Source organism: Pseudoalteromonas sp. JC3 (genome assembly GCF_030291895.1).
GTDB lineage: Bacteria > Pseudomonadota > Gammaproteobacteria > Enterobacterales > Alteromonadaceae > Pseudoalteromonas.
The window spans coordinates 1957749-1974349 of sequence record NZ_CP127855.1 but is presented as its reverse complement, the minus strand read 5'-3'; the positions used below and the strand labels follow the sequence as shown (position 1 = coordinate 1974349).

The 16601-nt window shown below is 43.9% G+C and carries 16 protein-coding genes; 5 read left to right on the top strand and 11 right to left on the bottom strand.

The window, feature by feature from the left end; translation table 11 throughout:
• The first annotated feature begins 219 nt into the window (after positions 1–219).
• A complete protein-coding gene (locus QSH61_RS08165; protein ID WP_206472773.1) occupies positions 220–915 on the top strand; it encodes a hypothetical protein in 696 nt (231 codons plus the stop codon).
• Between the two features lie 81 nt (positions 916–996).
• Here QSH61_RS08165 and QSH61_RS08160 read toward each other — a convergent pair whose 3' ends face one another.
• From QSH61_RS08160 to QSH61_RS08130, 7 genes are all read right to left on the bottom strand, one after another.
• Positions 997–2259, bottom strand: coding sequence for a sensor histidine kinase (locus tag QSH61_RS08160; protein WP_206472771.1), 1263 nt, complete (start codon positions 2257–2259; stop codon positions 997–999).
• Between the two features lie 21 nt (positions 2260–2280).
• Positions 2281–2982, bottom strand: a complete 702-nt coding sequence (locus tag QSH61_RS08155) for a response regulator transcription factor (protein WP_206472769.1) — start codon at positions 2980–2982, stop codon at positions 2281–2283.
• A complete protein-coding gene (locus QSH61_RS08150; protein ID WP_248298720.1) occupies positions 2982–3866 on the bottom strand; it encodes a dienelactone hydrolase family protein in 885 nt (294 codons plus the stop codon). The genes QSH61_RS08155 and QSH61_RS08150 overlap by 1 nt, the downstream gene beginning before the upstream one ends.
• A gap of 19 nt (positions 3867–3885) precedes the next feature.
• A complete protein-coding gene (locus tag QSH61_RS08145; protein ID WP_206472765.1) occupies positions 3886–5016 on the bottom strand; it encodes a type 1 glutamine amidotransferase domain-containing protein in 1131 nt (376 codons plus the stop codon).
• 117 nt (positions 5017–5133) lie between these two features.
• Positions 5134–5778: a DUF6058 family natural product biosynthesis protein gene (locus QSH61_RS08140; RefSeq protein WP_174169015.1), complete on the bottom strand. Its 645-nt coding sequence runs from the start codon at positions 5776–5778 to the stop codon at positions 5134–5136.
• 3 nt (positions 5779–5781) lie between these two features.
• Positions 5782–6171 (bottom strand): hypothetical protein, encoded by a 390-nt coding sequence (locus QSH61_RS08135; RefSeq protein ID WP_206472763.1) that lies wholly within the window; start codon positions 6169–6171, stop codon positions 5782–5784.
• Between the two features lie 62 nt (positions 6172–6233).
• A complete protein-coding gene (locus QSH61_RS08130) occupies positions 6234–7076 on the bottom strand; it encodes an alpha/beta fold hydrolase (protein WP_174169017.1) in 843 nt (280 codons plus the stop codon).
• A gap of 493 nt (positions 7077–7569) precedes the next feature.
• Here QSH61_RS08130 and speA point away from each other — a divergent pair, with 493 nt between their 5' ends.
• Complete coding sequence (gene speA / locus QSH61_RS08125) at positions 7570–9483, top strand: biosynthetic arginine decarboxylase (protein ID WP_206472761.1); 1914 nt, start codon at positions 7570–7572, stop codon at positions 9481–9483.
• Positions 9484–9486: 3 nt separating this feature from the next.
• On the top strand, positions 9487–10407 hold the full coding sequence (gene speB / locus QSH61_RS08120) for an agmatinase (RefSeq protein ID WP_174169019.1): 921 nt from the start codon (positions 9487–9489) through the stop codon (positions 10405–10407).
• 654 nt (positions 10408–11061) lie between these two features.
• On the opposite strand, the gene QSH61_RS08115 is transcribed toward speB, so the two are convergent.
• Positions 11062–11544 carry a MarR family winged helix-turn-helix transcriptional regulator gene (locus QSH61_RS08115; protein ID WP_174169020.1) on the bottom strand — a complete coding sequence of 161 codons (483 nt, stop codon included), beginning with the start codon at positions 11542–11544 and terminating at the stop codon, positions 11062–11064.
• A gap of 116 nt (positions 11545–11660) precedes the next feature.
• Between QSH61_RS08115 and QSH61_RS08110 the strand changes: the two genes are divergently transcribed.
• On the top strand, positions 11661–12560 hold the full coding sequence (locus QSH61_RS08110) for a DMT family transporter (RefSeq protein ID WP_206472758.1): 900 nt from the start codon (positions 11661–11663) through the stop codon (positions 12558–12560).
• A gap of 49 nt (positions 12561–12609) precedes the next feature.
• On the opposite strand, the gene QSH61_RS08105 is transcribed toward QSH61_RS08110, so the two are convergent.
• Positions 12610–13125, bottom strand: a complete 516-nt coding sequence (locus QSH61_RS08105; RefSeq protein ID WP_174169022.1) for a GNAT family N-acetyltransferase — start codon at positions 13123–13125, stop codon at positions 12610–12612.
• Between the two features lie 27 nt (positions 13126–13152).
• On the bottom strand, positions 13153–13458 hold the full coding sequence (locus tag QSH61_RS08100) for an NIPSNAP family protein (RefSeq protein ID WP_010604531.1): 306 nt from the start codon (positions 13456–13458) through the stop codon (positions 13153–13155).
• Between the two features lie 229 nt (positions 13459–13687).
• Here QSH61_RS08100 and QSH61_RS08095 point away from each other — a divergent pair, with 229 nt between their 5' ends.
• Complete coding sequence (locus QSH61_RS08095; protein WP_227387189.1) at positions 13688–14062, top strand: VOC family protein; 375 nt, start codon at positions 13688–13690, stop codon at positions 14060–14062.
• A 51-nt stretch (positions 14063–14113) separates the two neighbouring features.
• Here QSH61_RS08095 and QSH61_RS08090 read toward each other — a convergent pair whose 3' ends face one another.
• Positions 14114–16525, bottom strand: coding sequence for a TonB-dependent siderophore receptor (locus QSH61_RS08090; protein ID WP_206472757.1), 2412 nt, complete (start codon positions 16523–16525; stop codon positions 14114–14116).
• Positions 16526–16601: the final 76 nt, after the last annotated feature.

The window sequence follows — 16601 nt, the reverse complement described above, 5'->3', positions numbered from 1 at the left end:
GATGTAGTTTGTATTATAGCGGACAATCCTGCACTGCAATGGCCCTATCATAGGCATAATAAGTCTCAAATTTGGAGCAAATATAAAGGACAGGCACACTAACGCCCGAACAATTATTATCACTGATTGATTTTCCACACGCCTCGCTATATGGTGTGCACCAAATACGAGTCTAACGTATTAATTACCAAAAAATAAACCATAAAAAGGAGTTGTTTTATGGCCCTCTACATTAAAGATTCGGCGCTCGCATGCCCTGCAACAAAAGTGTTGCAAGCGACTGATTTTTACAAGCCATTCCCGAGTAGCCAAGATGTCGCGTTTAATGACAATCAGCTATTACCAATAGGACTACTTGCCTATTCAAAGTTAGACGTAAACAGCGATGATAATGTACTTATCGCATTACCGATTTCTATGGAGATTTTTGATGGCGACCTCCCTTATATCTCCTACTCACTAACAGACAATGGGTGGCAAGTTGACGCTCACAATGTTGACAATCTAAGTGAAGAGAAGGAGGATTTTGAAGACTATAGCGAATACTATCAGCAAGCAGCCAGCTTCTACGCCAAACATCAACGACTTAACTACTCCCTTGACGAAAACGATGAAAGCGTTCCGCTATTTGAATTCGGTGGGCAACCCATACTCGGTTGCAATTGGGACGCCTATTTGTGGGATGAAGAAGGCGATGATGAAACGCGCTATTTTGACGCTATGGATGAGCAAAGTGGCGAGAACTACAGCCACTACTCCACTCGTGAAATTGGCTTTTTTGATGAAGAGCATGACGTAGATTTTGCCTACCTTGGTACTTTCTGCTTCTCCACTTATTTTGAGGGCGGTGGCGAAGGGATTGTTTTTTATAGTGCTAAACACAAGAGAGTATTGGTTATCGCCGAGTTTTCTTAAGTTCAATTAAATTCTCTCAAGGCACGATAACGGAAGTCACCGTGCCTTTTCATTGTGTGTTGGGTCAGGTCAACAACGACCCTAAGCAAACTTTAAGTGAACCGATACACCCGTTTCGCCACTTTCAATCATCACCTCTACAGAAAACTTCTCACAAAGACGCTTTACTAGCGATAAGCCAATGCCTGTACCTAAACTATTAGGACCCCGCATGCCAGACTCAAAGGCTTGCTCGTTTACCGTAAAGATCTCTGGTAACCCTTGGCCATCATCCGCAATCGTTAGTGTATTATCTCTGTAACGAATATGAATTTGCTCGCCTTGGCTATGATGTACAGCGTTCTGTAACAGGTTTTGCACTACCAATCTTAGCTCCTGCGCGGCCATAGGAACAAATACATTGCCGGGTAAGTCAATACTTAGGACTTTATGCTCAAACAGCACTTGGTTATTAATAATGCAAGCTTCAATCACGGATTGTAAATTAGTCTGCTCCGGTGTATCGGCTTTTTCCCGGGCAAGGGCAAATAGCGCCTCTAGTGTTAGCTGCATCTGCTGGTCAGACTCCGCTATCCTTGCCACCAGCTCTTGCTGTTTACTGTTTAACTCGGTGTGGTTGAGTAAACTAACCGCCCCTTGGGAAATGGTGACAGGTGTTCTCAATTCATGGGAAATATCTCTGGTAAATTGGCGTTCACGCTCAACGAATGCTCGAATACGAGCAAGGGCTGATTCTAGCGTTTGTGCAAATTTACCAATTTCATTTTGCGAAAACTGAGATGCAAAATTGGTCGGGAGGTTTTCAACGGGACTCGCCTCTACAATTACCATAAGCTCATCCAAAGGTTTAAGTAGTTTCTTTGCCAGCTTTACCGTACCGAGCGCTAGCAATAGCGCTATTACTAATCCAATCACCAATAAGGTCAGTGAAAAACCAAGCATCAAGCCTCGCAGTTCGCGCACCACAAGATGGCCGCTTACTTCAGCAAGCAATATGCCTTGTCCACGGTCATCCTTGTTTAGAAAGGCGATATGATAATGTTTACCCGCCTCAGCACTAAACTCTTTGCGGTTTGGTTCCTCAGCGAGTAGCGTTCTTACCACCACGGGTAAAGTGTCGGTTGTAGGATGAAATGTGACGAAGTCAAAATGTGCTTTTGGTGTCTCGTTATTGACGATTTGAAGCGCTATCTGCTTTCTTTCATCCTCTAAAATTTGATAAAAAAAGCTGTCTTCTATGATGTAGCTGAAAAGCAAAGTGATCAGTGAAAATAATATACTGAGCAGTACTACAATAGAGACAAAGTAGGTGATGATGCGGTTTCTTAGTTGTTTTGTTTTCATTTTTCTCAGTTGCAATTTCAGCTATAAATCCAGCACTAAGCCAACGCTGTGAATGGTTTTAATAATGGCAGTTGGAAATGGCTTATCTACCGCTTTACGTAATTGGTAGATGTGTGACCGTAAAGAATCCGAGTCAGTTCCCTCCTCGCCCCAAATACGCTCAACAAGCTCACTCTTTGATACCGCTCGAGGGTAACTTTCCATCAAAATTTTAAGAATATTGAACAATATTGGCGGTAACACGAGTGCAGTCTCACCCCGCGTTACTGTTTGGCTTTGGTAATTGAGCGTAACCTGTTTATCTGCATCCCCTACACTGAGTGTTCTTGCAGCAGATGTGGGATTTAATCGGCAAGTTAATGCGCTGACTCGCGCGGCTAGCTCCTCTAGCGAAAAAGGTTTGGTGAGGTAATCATCCGCACCCTGCGCAAATCCTGCTAATTTATCATCCAAGGTATCTCGAGCAGTTAACATGATGATGGGAATATGCCTGTCAGCTTGAAGCCTTAATCGCTGACAGACCTCTAGCCCTTCAATATCTGGCAGCATAATATCCAAAATAATACAGTCAAAATATTGCGTTAATGCAAGCTCACAACCCTGCTCTCCCGTATAAGCAAAGTCCAGATTATTTCCCTGCATATCGAAGTAATCGGCTATATTACTTGCAATCGCGGGGTTGTCTTCAATCACTAAAAGATTTAGTTGTGAGCTTGCTTTCATTAATACCAGCCTTGTAGTTTTTTGTAGTAGCCTTCAGGCAAGAGATGTCCCCCTTCAATGACGACATGATGTTTTTGCACACTCGCAATGGCTTCAAATAGTGCTTCATTTTCACGCTCGCTTGTGTATTCATCGTCATCAGCCGAGACCAACCACACCTTGGGAGAATCAACTGCCGTCGCAAAGTTTTTAATCGCCACTCGTGCCACAGCGTTAGTCAGGTAAGGCGGCACAATTGATAATACATTATCTACTCGTTTATCCAGCGCCGCTAGAATTAAACTGATTTGACCTCCCATGCTATATCCCGCAACACTAATTTGGTCTTGATCAAATTGCGGTTGAGTTGCTACCCAATCAAGCAGTACCCTGTGATCTTTTACCGAATCAATAATTAACTTTTCGTACGGCTCGCGCTTGCCCCACCAATCTAAATCATGCATAACTTCAATAATATTATGCTCAAGATTTTTACGCTTACCATGATTCCTCGAATCAATAGCAACCACTGCGTACCCATTTGCTAGTGCCATTTTGGTAAGCTCATCCGTTTGCTCAAACGTATCACGCCCCTTAAAGCTCTCTTGTATCCAGCGTACATCACTTCGGCCCATACCGTGGACACCCACCATAACGGGCATTGGTTTAGTCGCGTCGTAATTACTTGGGTAGAGAATATGACCATTGACTTTATCGCCATCAAACGTCGTGTACTCAAGCGCAAAGTGATTGGTTTTTAATGGCGAAAGATTTACCTCCACCGCCTTTTGCTCATAGCTATATATTTGCGTTAATTCCTCCGGCGTAACGCTGTATGGCTTTAATCCAAACACTGCATACCAAACAGCGGCAACGCCTGCAATAATTCCAGTAACTACTAACATTGTTTTTCTCCAGTTTTGCTTAACCATAAACTTTCTCTTTTAGTGCAATCAGATTCTCTGCCGTACCATGCTTTTTAAGCGCTGCTTCTAATGTGGACTTTGCACCAGACATATCATTTAGTTTGAGCTGTGCATTTATTAGTGCCTCGTACAGCATGGGGTGATCGATATCTGCAAGGGTTAATTGCATCAACTCAACGGCCACGGCAAGTTGATGAGCAGTTTGCGCATGCTGCGCTTGATATAAACCAGAGATCCCGAGCAACATGGGATCAAACGATGACTTATCCGCTAAGTAACGCGCCTTCGCTTTGCTGCTATCTGAAAAGAACTCTTCTACCAACAAAATACTTTCATCGTCTTTGAATCGCGGTAACTCGCTTACCGTCAGACCTAGCGCCGCAACCATCGCTTTAGCAGTGTCTACCGTAGAAAAAGGGTTTTGCCCTGTGATCAATTGACCGTCAATACTGACCTGATTCAACATCAACCCGTCTTGCACAAACGATGCTCCACGCTCAATGAGTTTATCTTCAAGTAGGAATGGAAACTGTTCGGTCCACTTTTTACCAAACGCTGCTTCTTCTTCGTTGGTAAAGCCATTTACTCGCTTGCCAGCGATTAAGTACTCTCCATTTTCAAGCTTTACATCCACCAATGCAGCAGGACCATGACAAACTGCACCAATTACGCCGTTGTTAACGTAGATCTCGCGAATAATTGCCTGTAACGGCTTGGAATCATGCAAGTCGAACATTGGGCCTTTGCCCCCAACCACAAACACAGCATCGTATTGCGCGGGCTCTAGCTCACTCAGTCTTTTAGTGTTGTTAAGCTGCGCCATCGCAGTCGTATCATTACTGTATGCTTGATTATAGGATTTGTTCTTATCGAACTTATCTGCCAACGGTTCACCGCCCTTCGGCGAGGCTAACGTGACTTTTACGCCATTTTGTTTGAACACGGCATACGCTTTACTGAGCTCGTCAAATTCAAATCCAGGTTTGCTTAAAGAGCCATCAGCCCCCATTTCGCCATAACTACTGAGCACCATGAGCACATGAGGTGTATTTTTATCTTGCGCAACCACATTGATTGAAGTTGCTGATAAGGCAGCAACGAGAGATAAGGTTAATAGTGATTTGTTCATCATCCTGTCCTCGGGCCTGTTGACCCTTGTGTTGTTTTGTTACAGACACTTTATGCGGACAGGTGTGAAATGGATGTGAAGTCAATTCACATGATTTAAAAAGCGAAAAACAGTTAATTATGATGTTAAAGGCTTTGGAAATTTTGCTCTCACGTCATCTATTAAGCGCTTGCGTGAGCTACGTTCACGCTCATGAGGCGCAAATAATGCACTGGCCTCATCCAATAAATCGACCACTTGGTGAAGGTTGGTTAGTTCATCTGAACTCAAGTGTTCATCTCTTGCCAAATACTCATTGATGATAACGATGGCGGCTTCTTTATTTGCAATATCTTCAGGTAAACCCGTTTTAGTACAAAGTCCGTAAATACCGTCAAGGAAGTGTTGCCACTCACTTTCTAAGTGCGCGTCGATGTCTTGATCCAGCTTTGCACCTCTCGGATTAAAGCCTTGCGCTTTTAATCTATGCAGTTGGTTTTTATAACGTTTACTAAAGAGTGTAAAGGCTTGTGCTTCATCCGTTACTTGTGATACCGCACCAAGCCACACTAAAGCGCCTTGCGGATAAAATTCTAGGCAGCTTTCATCACTGTGCTCGCCAAAGAAAGAATCACATTCAAGCTTTAATGCTAACTTATAGGCGGCTTTTGGCATCAAACGCTTTTCAATTAACATAGCCAATTCAAGATGGGATAACTGCGACTCGCGTAGCAAAGTCTCTTTGGTAATAAAATGCGTCTGCAGATAGGTAAGTAGCTCCATTGATTATTCCTTTGAATTAGTTAGCTTTATTTTTGCCGTGAGCGCAGTCGCGATGATAATCAAGCCAAGCAAGTTGATGTTTACGGCTATGGTTTCTAGGTTCAACTGAACCGTTAATAGTAGTCCTGATGAAAATTGGATTAGCGTATCATCAACGACGACACCAATGGACATAAGCGCGCCGAGCACCGCTGCCCAATTTAAGGCCCTGAGTTGCTTTTGATATAACTTATACGCGACCATCAAGCATAAAAAGCTTGCTGTAAAGTCGAGGATTAACGTCAATTCCGGATGGTTAAATACACCCAGTACTGACAATACCACCCCTGCAAAGCCGGCTGCAGCTACTAAGAAAGTCGTGATTTTTGAACTGATTATGTGATGAGAGAACATTGCTTTATTATTATTAGTTGGGTTAGCAGCAGTATAACCGCTAACCCTTTGCGTAAAAAATATTATCGTACCTTTTTCACCATTTCTTCAATATATTTGATGGCAATAAATGGATCTGTTTCATCAAACAGGTGAGATGCATATTTCATGGTAATGGGCGTAACATTATCACCAATTTCTTGCAGCTTTATTTGGGAGCCTTTTGAAGTTTGAGTATAAACATCAACATCAGCATAACTCATACCAGTAGAGCGGATAGTCACATAAGGGATCCCTCGCGACAGTATGGTAACTGGCATTTTCCGGTTGATTCTATACATCTCTGTATGGGCAGAAGCTTCTTCAAAATCTTCTAATGAATGAGTATCTCGCTCCCAGTTGATGATCCATTCCATTATCTTCCATGCTTCTTTAGACATCTTACTTTTCATATCGTGATACCAAGACTCATGAGCGATATCAATAAGTACCATCCCTTTCACTTTTTCAGGGTTTCGGTTGGCATAAGCCCTTGCAACAAACCCACCAAAAGAGTGAGGTACAAGTACCAAATTATCCATTTTAGTGGCTTGAGTGAATGCCTCAAGCTCTTGTGTAAGCTCCAACATAGTCCGTACTCGAGGCTTGGCAAAAGTGCTTTTTCCGGTGCCAGCTCTATCATAAAAACATAAGCGATAGCCTTTTGGATTTATGTTATGAATGGTGTTTTTGTAGGTTTCATGAGCATCAAGGCCCATACCAGCTAGTAAAAGTGCGGTAGTCTCGCCCTCTCCTTTGCAAGCATAGGCAAGTTTGTTGCCGTTTATTTCCACATATTGATAATCGTGTTCATGAACTGATTGGTTGGCGCTGGCCACTGAACTGTAAGCGACGAGTCCGAGTACTGCTGATGTTATTGTTTTCATTGTCCTTTCTCATTTTTAAGTTTTCCCAATAACATACTAAATTAGTTTACTCGATAAACGCAACGAAGTTTCAGAAACTTCTGAAACTTTATTGACTCAACGTATAACTGAAATAAGCTACATAACCCATAAACAAGATATCAACTTCTCGACGAATAAGCTTCACGTCAAAAATAAGCAAAGGCACACCGAGCAAAGCGATATAAATAATCTTGATTGCCAACGATGCAAATCTTGCGCTTTGATGGAATGTTAGCTTAAAAAACCACGAGAGTAGAATTTACTACTCCTTGTTTACACTCACTTAATTCACGTTATAGCGCAACTAAACTAAGGGAAAGATTTGTCACTCTTGACGAGCAAAATAACTCATTAGACTGAGACTTTCTATTTGTGTCTAATGCGCGAAAATTAATGAGACCTATCACTCAGTGAGTAGCCGCCATTGATGGCGCACTGCAGGCTGAACTCTAACTTACGTTAAGGAACTTGAATGACCAAATTTACCTCTTCTGAGCAAGCACGTGAATGCTACAACGTGCGCCACTGGAGCCAAGGCTTCTTTGGTATTAATGATCAGGGAGAGGTTACTGCGATGCCGAACCAACAGCAGCCACAGCACGCCGTAACTCTGACAAACATTGCACAACAAATTAAATCTGAGGGTTATACCCTACCTGCGCTAGTGCGTTTTCCACAAATCCTTGAACAGCGCGTACATAATATTGTTGGTGCGTTTAATCAGGCGATTACTGATTACAGCTACCCAGAAGATTATTTATTGGTTTACCCAATTAAAGTAAACCAACAAAAAGAAGTCATTGAGGGGCTTATCGCAAGCCAAGCGGCCAGCGATAAAAAACAGCTTGGTTTAGAAGCTGGCAGTAAAGCTGAGTTACTTACCGTATTGGCGCTCAGTGAAAAAACCAGCGCAGTGATCGTGTGCAATGGCTACAAAGACAGAGAATACGTCCGTCTTGCGCTTATCGGTGAAAAATTAGGCCATCAGGTTTATATCGTTTTAGAAAAGCGTTCTGAGCTCGACATCGTGATGGCAGAAGCCAAAGCACTCAACGTTAAACCACGTTTAGGCTTACGCGTACGTTTGGCATCACAAGGTAAAGGAAAATGGCAAGCAAGCGGCGGTGAAAAGTCCAAATTTGGTCTGTCTGCATCGCAAGTCCTTACGGTTGTTAACCAATTAAAGCAAGCTGACATGCTAGACGCGCTGCAACTGGTGCACTTTCACTTAGGCTCGCAAATGGCCAATATTCGTGACGTGCGCGTTGGTGTGGGTGAAGCCGCTAGATTCTACTGCGAATTACGCCGTTTAGGTGCAAACCTGTTGAATTTAGACGTAGGTGGCGGACTTGCAGTGGATTACGATGGAACGCGTAGCCAGTCGTCCAACTCGATGAACTACAGCTTAGCTGAATATGCAAACAACATCGTTTACACCGTAGGCGATACCTGTAAGCAATACAATCAGCCAATGCCAAAGATCATCTCTGAGTCGGGTCGTGCGTTAACGGCGCATCACGCGGTATTAATCACCGATGTGATTGGCACCGAAAGCTATCAAGTAGAAGAGATAACTGCACCGGTAAGTGACGCCCCAAGACTGCTACACAATATGTGGACGTCTTGGCAGGCGCTCAACGAGCAGAGCGACGACCGCGCGTTGATTGAAATTTTTCATGATACGCAGGGCGACTTGGCAGAAGTACACAGCCAATTTGCGATGGGCCTATTAAGCCTTGAGCAAAGAGCTTGGGCGGAGCAAGTAAACCTGCGCGTATGTTATGAGCTAAACAAGCGTATGGATAACAAAAACCGTTTCCATCGCCCAATTATTGACGAACTCAGTGCTAAGCTTGCGGATAAATTCTTTGTGAATTTCTCGCTATTTCAATCTTTGCCAGACGCTTGGGGTATTGAACAGGTATTCCCTGTCCTGCCACTCAGCGGGTTAACAGAGGCGCCAAAGCGCCGCGCGGTATTACTGGATATTACCTGTGATTCTGACGGTACGGTGGAGCATTATGTGGATGGCCAAGGTATTGAAGCCACCCTACCAGTACCAGAGTTTTGCAAAGATAAACCCTATTTATTGGGATTTTTCTTGGTGGGTGCATACCAAGAGATTTTAGGTGACATGCACAACCTATTTGGCGACACCCACACCGTTGTAGCCACATTAGATGACCAAGGCGAATTGGCGCTTGGTAATGTCGATGCGGGCGACACTGTTGCCGATATGATGCGTTATGTACACCTTGATGTTGAACAATTTAAGCGTAACTTTGCCAACCTAGTTGAAAGCAAACTACCGCTTGAAGAACGAGCTACTTGCCTGGCAGAGCTTGAAACCGGCCTTGACGGCTATACTTATTTGGAAGATTTTTAACCCATGAGCCACTTATTCGATCACACCGATCATTCTCTGTACTCCAACGGCATGACGTTTTTACGTCAGCCAATGGTACGCAATATCACAGATATTGATGCAGACGTTGTGGTACTTGGCTTGCCATTTGACTTGGCAACCTCTGGACGCCCAGGCGCACGCTTGGGTCCAGATGCAATCCGTCGCGCATCCGTGCACTTAGCTTGGGAAAGTAAAAAATACCCTTGGTCATTTGCATTGTGGGACAAAATTAAACTTCAGGACGCTGGCGATTTCACTTACCCGGTTGGCGATCCTGAGTATTTTACTGCGCAACTCGAGCTAGCTGCTCTGCAAATTTTGCAGCAAGGCAAAACGCTATTAAGCCTAGGCGGCGATCACTTTGTGACCCTGCCATTGCTGCGTGCTCATCAGCAAATTCACGGCAAAATGGCGCTTGTACATTTTGATGCGCACACAGACACGTACAGCCAAGGCTCACGCTATGATCACGGTACTATGTTCTATCATGCTCCGATTGAGGGCCTAATAAGCCCAGAGCATTCAATGCAAATTGGCATTAGAACCGAGTACACAGAGCAAGGCCACGAGTTTGGCGTGATTGACGCTATGGCAGCAAACGACTTAAGTGCCGAAGAAATAGCAGCACAAATCAAAGCACGCGTTGGCGACTTGCCGGTGTACTTAACCTTTGATATCGACTGTCTAGACCCAGCATTCGCACCAGGCACCGGCACCCCAGTATGCGGCGGCCTAACCAGCGACAAAGTGCTGAAGGTTTTACGCGCATTGCAAGGGCTAAACATGATAGGTATGGACGTAGTAGAAGTCTCCCCTTCCTACGACCAAAGCGAGCTCACCGCAATCGCCGCCGCCACCATTGCACACGAACTACTGCATCTGTGGGCTGTAAAGCATAAATAACCGGATGCGGGGTTAGATTAAGCCACCTTAACCAGGTGGCTTTTTTGTTTGGATTTTACTGTAAAGTCGTAGAAGATCTCACATGCAACTTATTCTCCTTCGTCACACCTAAAAAACATACTTCTCGGCGGGTGAACCGCCTCCCACAAAAATATTTATACTGCGAATTTGGAGCCTCAATTTTCTGAACTTGTAAACGACTCTATTGCTATTGAGAAAGTGGAAATCCACAGGCGACTTATTCCCCCTCCATCACACCCGAAAAGTATAAACCAATATGCAATGTGCCGACAGGATGTTGGCTAAGTCTTGTCTGGCATAGGGATGTGCCTTACATGATGGTTGCACTATATCGGGTTAGGATTTGAGGATTAAGTGTGATGTCGGGGCGACGTTTTCTTGGTTCGCTCGACCGCGTCGTTTCAAAAGAATGAACGAGGAACGCGTGGATGCGCTTTGATATTAGCCAAGGAAGGCTCTACTCATTAGTCAACTCGAAGTGGTCGCCTGCAAACTCATCATCAACAATAGCTTGAAAACATAACTTCTCGGCGGGTGAACCGCCTCCCACTAGATTATTTACACTATGAAACACTTGTGGTGGTGCTTCACTTATTCCAACCTAACCGACATATTACAAGACTGTTTATATCCTCACTCAAATTGCGTTAACCACTCTTTTAACACACCATTTAACAAGGTTTGCTGCTCTTTACTCATCCCTTCAACCAATTGGGCTTGAATGGCGATATGCGGCTCAATCAGCTTTTCAATCAGGGCGAGGCCTTCTGCTGTTAATTCAACTGTTACACTGCGGCGGTCTTCTTTACAATGCTCACGCTTAATAAGGCCTTTTGCCGCTAGCTTATCTAAACGATTGGTCATCGCGCCAGAGGTGAGTAGCATGGTTTTAAATAGCTCTGATGGGGTTAAGCGAAATGGTTTGCCGCTGCGGCGCAAGGTAGCTAACACATCAAATTCGCCCAAATTTAATCCGTATTGCTTATGTAGCTTTTCAACTTCGGCTTCCATATGTTTAGCTATGCGCACTAAGCGACCCATTATCGCCATGGGCGTTGTTTCTAACTGTGGTTTTTCGCGAGCCCACTGCTCTTGTACTCTATCAATCGCATCCATTAATATTTGCCCCGACAACAAACGTTGTAAAGAAATATCTTAACATAAAGATACTTTACAAAAAGTGTTTTTAGTAATACCTTAGCGAAAAGTATCTCAATATAAAGATAGTTAATGTGAATATACTCCTTGCGATGATCCCTGCATTTTTATGGGGCACCACGTACGCGGTGACACAATACACCCTTGCGGACTGGCCGCCTCTTTTACTTGGCGCTATTAGAGCGCTTCCAGCTGGGCTTATTTTGCTAGCAGTTAAGCCAAGTTTGCCAAAAAAAACTGACTGGAAAATACTATGCGCCCTTGGGGCGATTAATATCGCGGCCTTTTTTAGCATGATCTTCGTGATGTCGTTAACGCTACCATCTGCCATATCTAGCGTGGGCATGGTGTCTGTGCCGGTGTTCGCCATGCTTTATCATTGGTTAGTCAATAAGCAACGTCCGGGATTGGTGCAAGCGTTATGCGGTGCGGCGCTTATTGTGTTGGCCTGGTTGCTATTTGATCCGAGTTCACTGAGTTTAAACCCTCTTGGTTTAGCGGCAATACTTGCGGCAATAACCTGTATCGTGATCGGCAGCTCAATCACTAAGTCTCTTGGTGGTCGCATGCATTGGTGGACAGTGTTAACTTGGCAACTCATTATTGGCGGCGTTATTCTCACACTCGCATCAAGCGTTCACGGTGTGATCGCACCAGCTAAGTATATTGCAGCTTTTAACAATTTCTCGATGACTAATCTCAGCGGCATATTATGGGTCGTGCTCCTGAACACCGCACTGGGTTATAGTTTGTACGTGTGGTTACTACAACGTATGTCTGTGGTGGACTTTACCTTTGGTGGTATTGCAAATCCGATTGCGGGTATTTTGACGGGGTTGGTGCTACTGGGCGAGACGTTCACGCCGCTTCAGTATAGTTTGATGGTTGGCATGATTGTAATGCCGCTATTACCGCAAATTATCGTCACTACCCTACGAAGCCGAGCTGTGCCTCCTAAGTGTGAGGTAAACTAATCAGTTGAGCGCATAGCAATTATGCGCTCGTTCCTTTAAAAAGGCGAAACTAAAGTGCGAGTCGATAAATATATAGCGACTCGTCACCTGCTACGCCCAAATCATTGACACAGGACTCAACAAACTGGCCGCCTATTTTTTCAATGATCCGCTGGCTCGCAATATTTGACTGTAAGCATTGAAACTCCACAGTTTTAATATCACTTACCTCTCGAAGCTTGGCAATAACCTGTTCAAGCACTAGACCGATTAAGCCGTGACCTCTTGCCTTTTCGCCAAGCCAATAGCCAATTTCAGCAGTTTGCGTTTGCGCATCCATATATTTGATCCCAAACACACCACAAAACTCGCAATTAAATTCAATAGCAGACCAAAGTCCGCCGACTTGGTTGTTTATACGTGTGTCGATGTATCGCTCTGCATCAGCCTCGGTATGTAATGTCGCAACCCACGGCAGCACATTTTGTAAACTTGCACGACTGCTTTGTACGCAATAAAATAATGGCTTTGCATGCGTCACGGCAAGGTTTTGTAGTTTGAGATTGGCAGAAATATCTAGTTCCACGAGATGTTCAGCTCCATTTACTCACCTCTATTCAAATACAGGTCTAAAGAAGCTGCGTTCATAGCTGATTATGCAACCGGTATCTTCTGCAAATTTAATTGCAGCCTGACACTGTGCATCTTGAAACGACTCATTACGATACGTTTCATAGGCCGCCAAACTGGGAAAGGTGAATAATGCCAAAGCAATATTACTTGCACCTTCCGATGGTAAAAAGTAGCCATTATGCTGCCCACCAAAGCGATTGACGAGTGGGATCCACATTTTCGCATATTCCTCAAAGTCAGCAATTTTTGCCGGATCAACAACATATTTTAAGTAGCAAGTAACCATACAACCTTTCCTTTTTGTTAAAAACACCAGTTTCACATTGCTCTACACACCGATAGACAGTGTGCGAGATTACTTTAAGCGTTAATAACATGAAGTTAAAGTGATATGGGACTATCGGTCTCGATTAAATGCTCAAACTCCTGTTTTGGACTCAGCGTAAAGCTACTGACAGTAACTGACACACTAAGAGCGTATCTTAGCTGCAACTTTTAAAAAATGATGGAATCCCATGATGATCACCATTGATTCTTTGGTGTTATATGTAAGCGATATCAAGCTAAGCGAAGCGTTTTATAGACAGCTATTCCAATGTGAGGCAGCGCAGCTTTCTCCAACTTTTGTTTCTATGAAATGTGCACACAACGTCTCCATTGCACTTAAACAAAACACAGCCCTTACACCACCAAGTTGCATTACCGGGGGCGGTTCTGAAATCTCTATTATGCAACCAAGCCAAGAAGCGCTTTTGGCTTTATACGATACATGGAAATTACTAGATATTGAGTTTGCTCAGGTCCCGCAAGCCGAGGGATATGGTGCTAGTTTCGTCGTATTAGACCCTGATAGACATCGTATTCGCGTGTTTACTAGTGATAAGGTATAGCGCTATTTCTAGCTCTATACCTTTCTTTTCCATCGAATATGGAGTTCAAATTTATAGTTTGTAGTGAAGACTCAAACTAATATTTCTTGGCTCACCATATGCTAGCTGCGAGTAGAAGCCGATCTGACTGTAATATTCTTTATCAAAAGCATTATCAATATTTAGTTGTACTGATAGCGCCTCGTTGTGTTGGTATCTAGCCATTAAATTGATAAGTGAATAGGCTGGCTGTTCAACTCGTACATTGCCTAATGGTGATTTTATGTCAGTGTAATTTTCACCCTCCCAAGAAATACCTGCACCCAATGTAAATTGGTTATATTCAAAGGTATTGAATAATCTAAATATTTTTCGAGGAAATCGCGTATTAACCGTATTTGATGTGCCACTACTATCCTCAGCGGTTGCTTCGAATGCAGTATAATTGGCATTAATCTTCCAGCCGTCCATGATCTGACCGACTACTTCGAGCTCGTAACCGTCGCTTTCAACACCATCTGCTTCCTTGTATGCAGCTAACTTATCAGGACGTGGAACAAAATCAGGGTCAACAACCGCTAAGTTTTCCTGCTGTGTTTGAAAGTAAGTTATATTGGTATGTAACGCATCATTGAAATAAGTGCTTTTCAAACCAATTTCATAATTGAGCCCAGTGAGGGGGTCTAAGTAATTGTCATCAGCGTCAACCGCATTCTGCGGCTTAAAGATTTCCGTATAACTTGTATAAATCGTATGACTGTCATTTAAGCTATACAGTAGCCCCGCATAGGGAATAAATACGTCATCATCGCCATAGTCTTGGTCTGTTCCATAGGATACACCCTGCCTATTCCAGCTCGCTAACCGTGCACCAACAATTGCCTTAAATTTATCGCTCAAATGTATTCGTGTCGCAGCAAAGTAACCTGTTTGCTCAGTGGTGTAATCCTGGCTGATGTATTTTTGACCCCAATCTGGCTGGTCAAATTCCCCGTTCCACTCAAAAAAGTTTGTGACTGGTTTGGCAGTTTTGCTCCCCCCACCTTCATAGCCGTAATACACAAAGTCCTGATCGCTCTTTGCAACCCCAACTACAAATTCATGTTCGTGGTCAAATAAAGAGTACATGCCTTGTAATCTGACACCAAAGTCAATCTGCTCTCTTTCATTTTCTAGGCGCGATCCAGAAGCAGTCATCCCAGCCCCCGTCACAGGATGAGGAAGTCCGGATACCCAAAGTAAATACATGTCTGCAGTGCTGACATTTTTATTCGCATGGGCAACCAACTCCCATCCATTACTAAAACTGTGATGTAGGTTTGCAAAAAATGTTTTGTGTGTACTGGCCCAACTACTCCATTTTGCGGCCACTGAAGCTGAACGATCAAAGTCTGTACGGCTGAGATCAGAGTTGAATATTGGCAGCCCGCCCCATTGAGAGCCTTTGGGTTCATTGTCTTGAATGCTATACCCTAATCGCAGTAAGGTTGCATTCGACAAATCTGCATCAACGGTGGCATAAAAAACCTGTTTACTCTTTTTTTCATAGTCGACAAAAGAGTCGCCTTCTTGCAGCACCATAACCGTTCGACCTCTAACAGATCCGCTTTCGTTTAGCCCGGTGCCCAGATCAACACTCGCATAATAATTGTTCCAGCGCCCTAAGCGCGCAATTACCTTGCCACTAAGTTCACTCGAATTTGCGTGTTTACGAACCAAGTTAATCGATGCCGACGGATCTCCTGCACCGGTCAACAACCCTGTTGCTCCACGCACGATTTCAATACGTTCATAAAGCGCCGTGTCGGTGAGCGACTCACCAGCACTCTGCGCGCCATTCCACTGTACTGGCACCCCATCAATTTGGTAGTTGTCAACATTGAAGCCTCGAGACGAAAACGCATTCCTTGAGCTATCGTAAGCTTTGGCCGAAATGCCAGAAGCATTATTAATCACATCGGTTAGTGACGTTAACGCCTGATCTTCAATACTTTGCCGGGTAATAATATTCACGGTTTGCGGGGTTTCTTGCAATGTCAGACCCAAACCTGTTGCCGTGTCTATTGGTTCATTGACCACATAACTGCCCGTCACCGCAATACGTTCAATTTCATTATCACGCGCGAGAGCTGCGCCTACTTCATGGATTGAGAAACGATTTTCGCCAACTTTAGTTGCAACAAACCCGCTTCCTTTCAAAAGAATTTCAAGTGCTTTTTCCGTCGTATAGTTTCCCTTCACTTGTATCGTTCTTTGCTCTGCTAGCGCGACACCATCTGCAATAATGTGCTGCTGCGTTGCAGCCGACAGTTCGGTTATCGCTGTAGAAAGCGTTTGGGGTTCTATATTCAGTTGGTACGTAGTATCGCTAGCATAAACGTTCGCAGTTGCCAATATGAGTCCTGCGCTAGAAATAAATAAGCTCCGTCTACATATATTTATCGCATGCTGAAACTTATTTATTCTAAAAGTATGGCTTTTCATGGTCATCCTCTATTTTCATGTACCCATTTATATAATTCATCGTTAAGACGTCTACGAATTAGCAAACCCGTAAAAA

Coding starts and splice junctions, on each gene's coding strand:
- QSH61_RS08165 (WP_206472773.1), top strand. CDS start 220: ATGGCCCTCTACATTAAAGATTCGGCGCTCGCATGCCCTGCAACAAAA.
- QSH61_RS08160 (WP_206472771.1), bottom strand. CDS start 2,259: ATGAAAACAAAACAACTAAGAAACCGCATCATCACCTACTTTGTCTCT.
- QSH61_RS08155 (WP_206472769.1), bottom strand. CDS start 2,982: ATGAAAGCAAGCTCACAACTAAATCTTTTAGTGATTGAAGACAACCCC.
- QSH61_RS08150 (WP_248298720.1), bottom strand. CDS start 3,866: ATGTTAGTAGTTACTGGAATTATTGCAGGCGTTGCCGCTGTTTGGTAT.
- QSH61_RS08145 (WP_206472765.1), bottom strand. CDS start 5,016: ATGAACAAATCACTATTAACCTTATCTCTCGTTGCTGCCTTATCAGCA.
- QSH61_RS08140 (WP_174169015.1), bottom strand. CDS start 5,778: ATGGAGCTACTTACCTATCTGCAGACGCATTTTATTACCAAAGAGACT.
- QSH61_RS08135 (WP_206472763.1), bottom strand. CDS start 6,171: ATGTTCTCTCATCACATAATCAGTTCAAAAATCACGACTTTCTTAGTA.
- QSH61_RS08130 (WP_174169017.1), bottom strand. CDS start 7,076: ATGAAAACAATAACATCAGCAGTACTCGGACTCGTCGCTTACAGTTCA.
- speA (WP_206472761.1), top strand. CDS start 7,570: ATGACCAAATTTACCTCTTCTGAGCAAGCACGTGAATGCTACAACGTG.
- speB (WP_174169019.1), top strand. CDS start 9,487: ATGAGCCACTTATTCGATCACACCGATCATTCTCTGTACTCCAACGGC.
- QSH61_RS08115 (WP_174169020.1), bottom strand. CDS start 11,544: ATGGATGCGATTGATAGAGTACAAGAGCAGTGGGCTCGCGAAAAACCA.
- QSH61_RS08100 (WP_010604531.1), bottom strand. CDS start 13,458: ATGGTTACTTGCTACTTAAAATATGTTGTTGATCCGGCAAAAATTGCT.
- QSH61_RS08095 (WP_227387189.1), top strand. CDS start 13,688: ATGATGATCACCATTGATTCTTTGGTGTTATATGTAAGCGATATCAAG.
- QSH61_RS08090 (WP_206472757.1), bottom strand. CDS start 16,525: ATGAAAAGCCATACTTTTAGAATAAATAAGTTTCAGCATGCGATAAAT.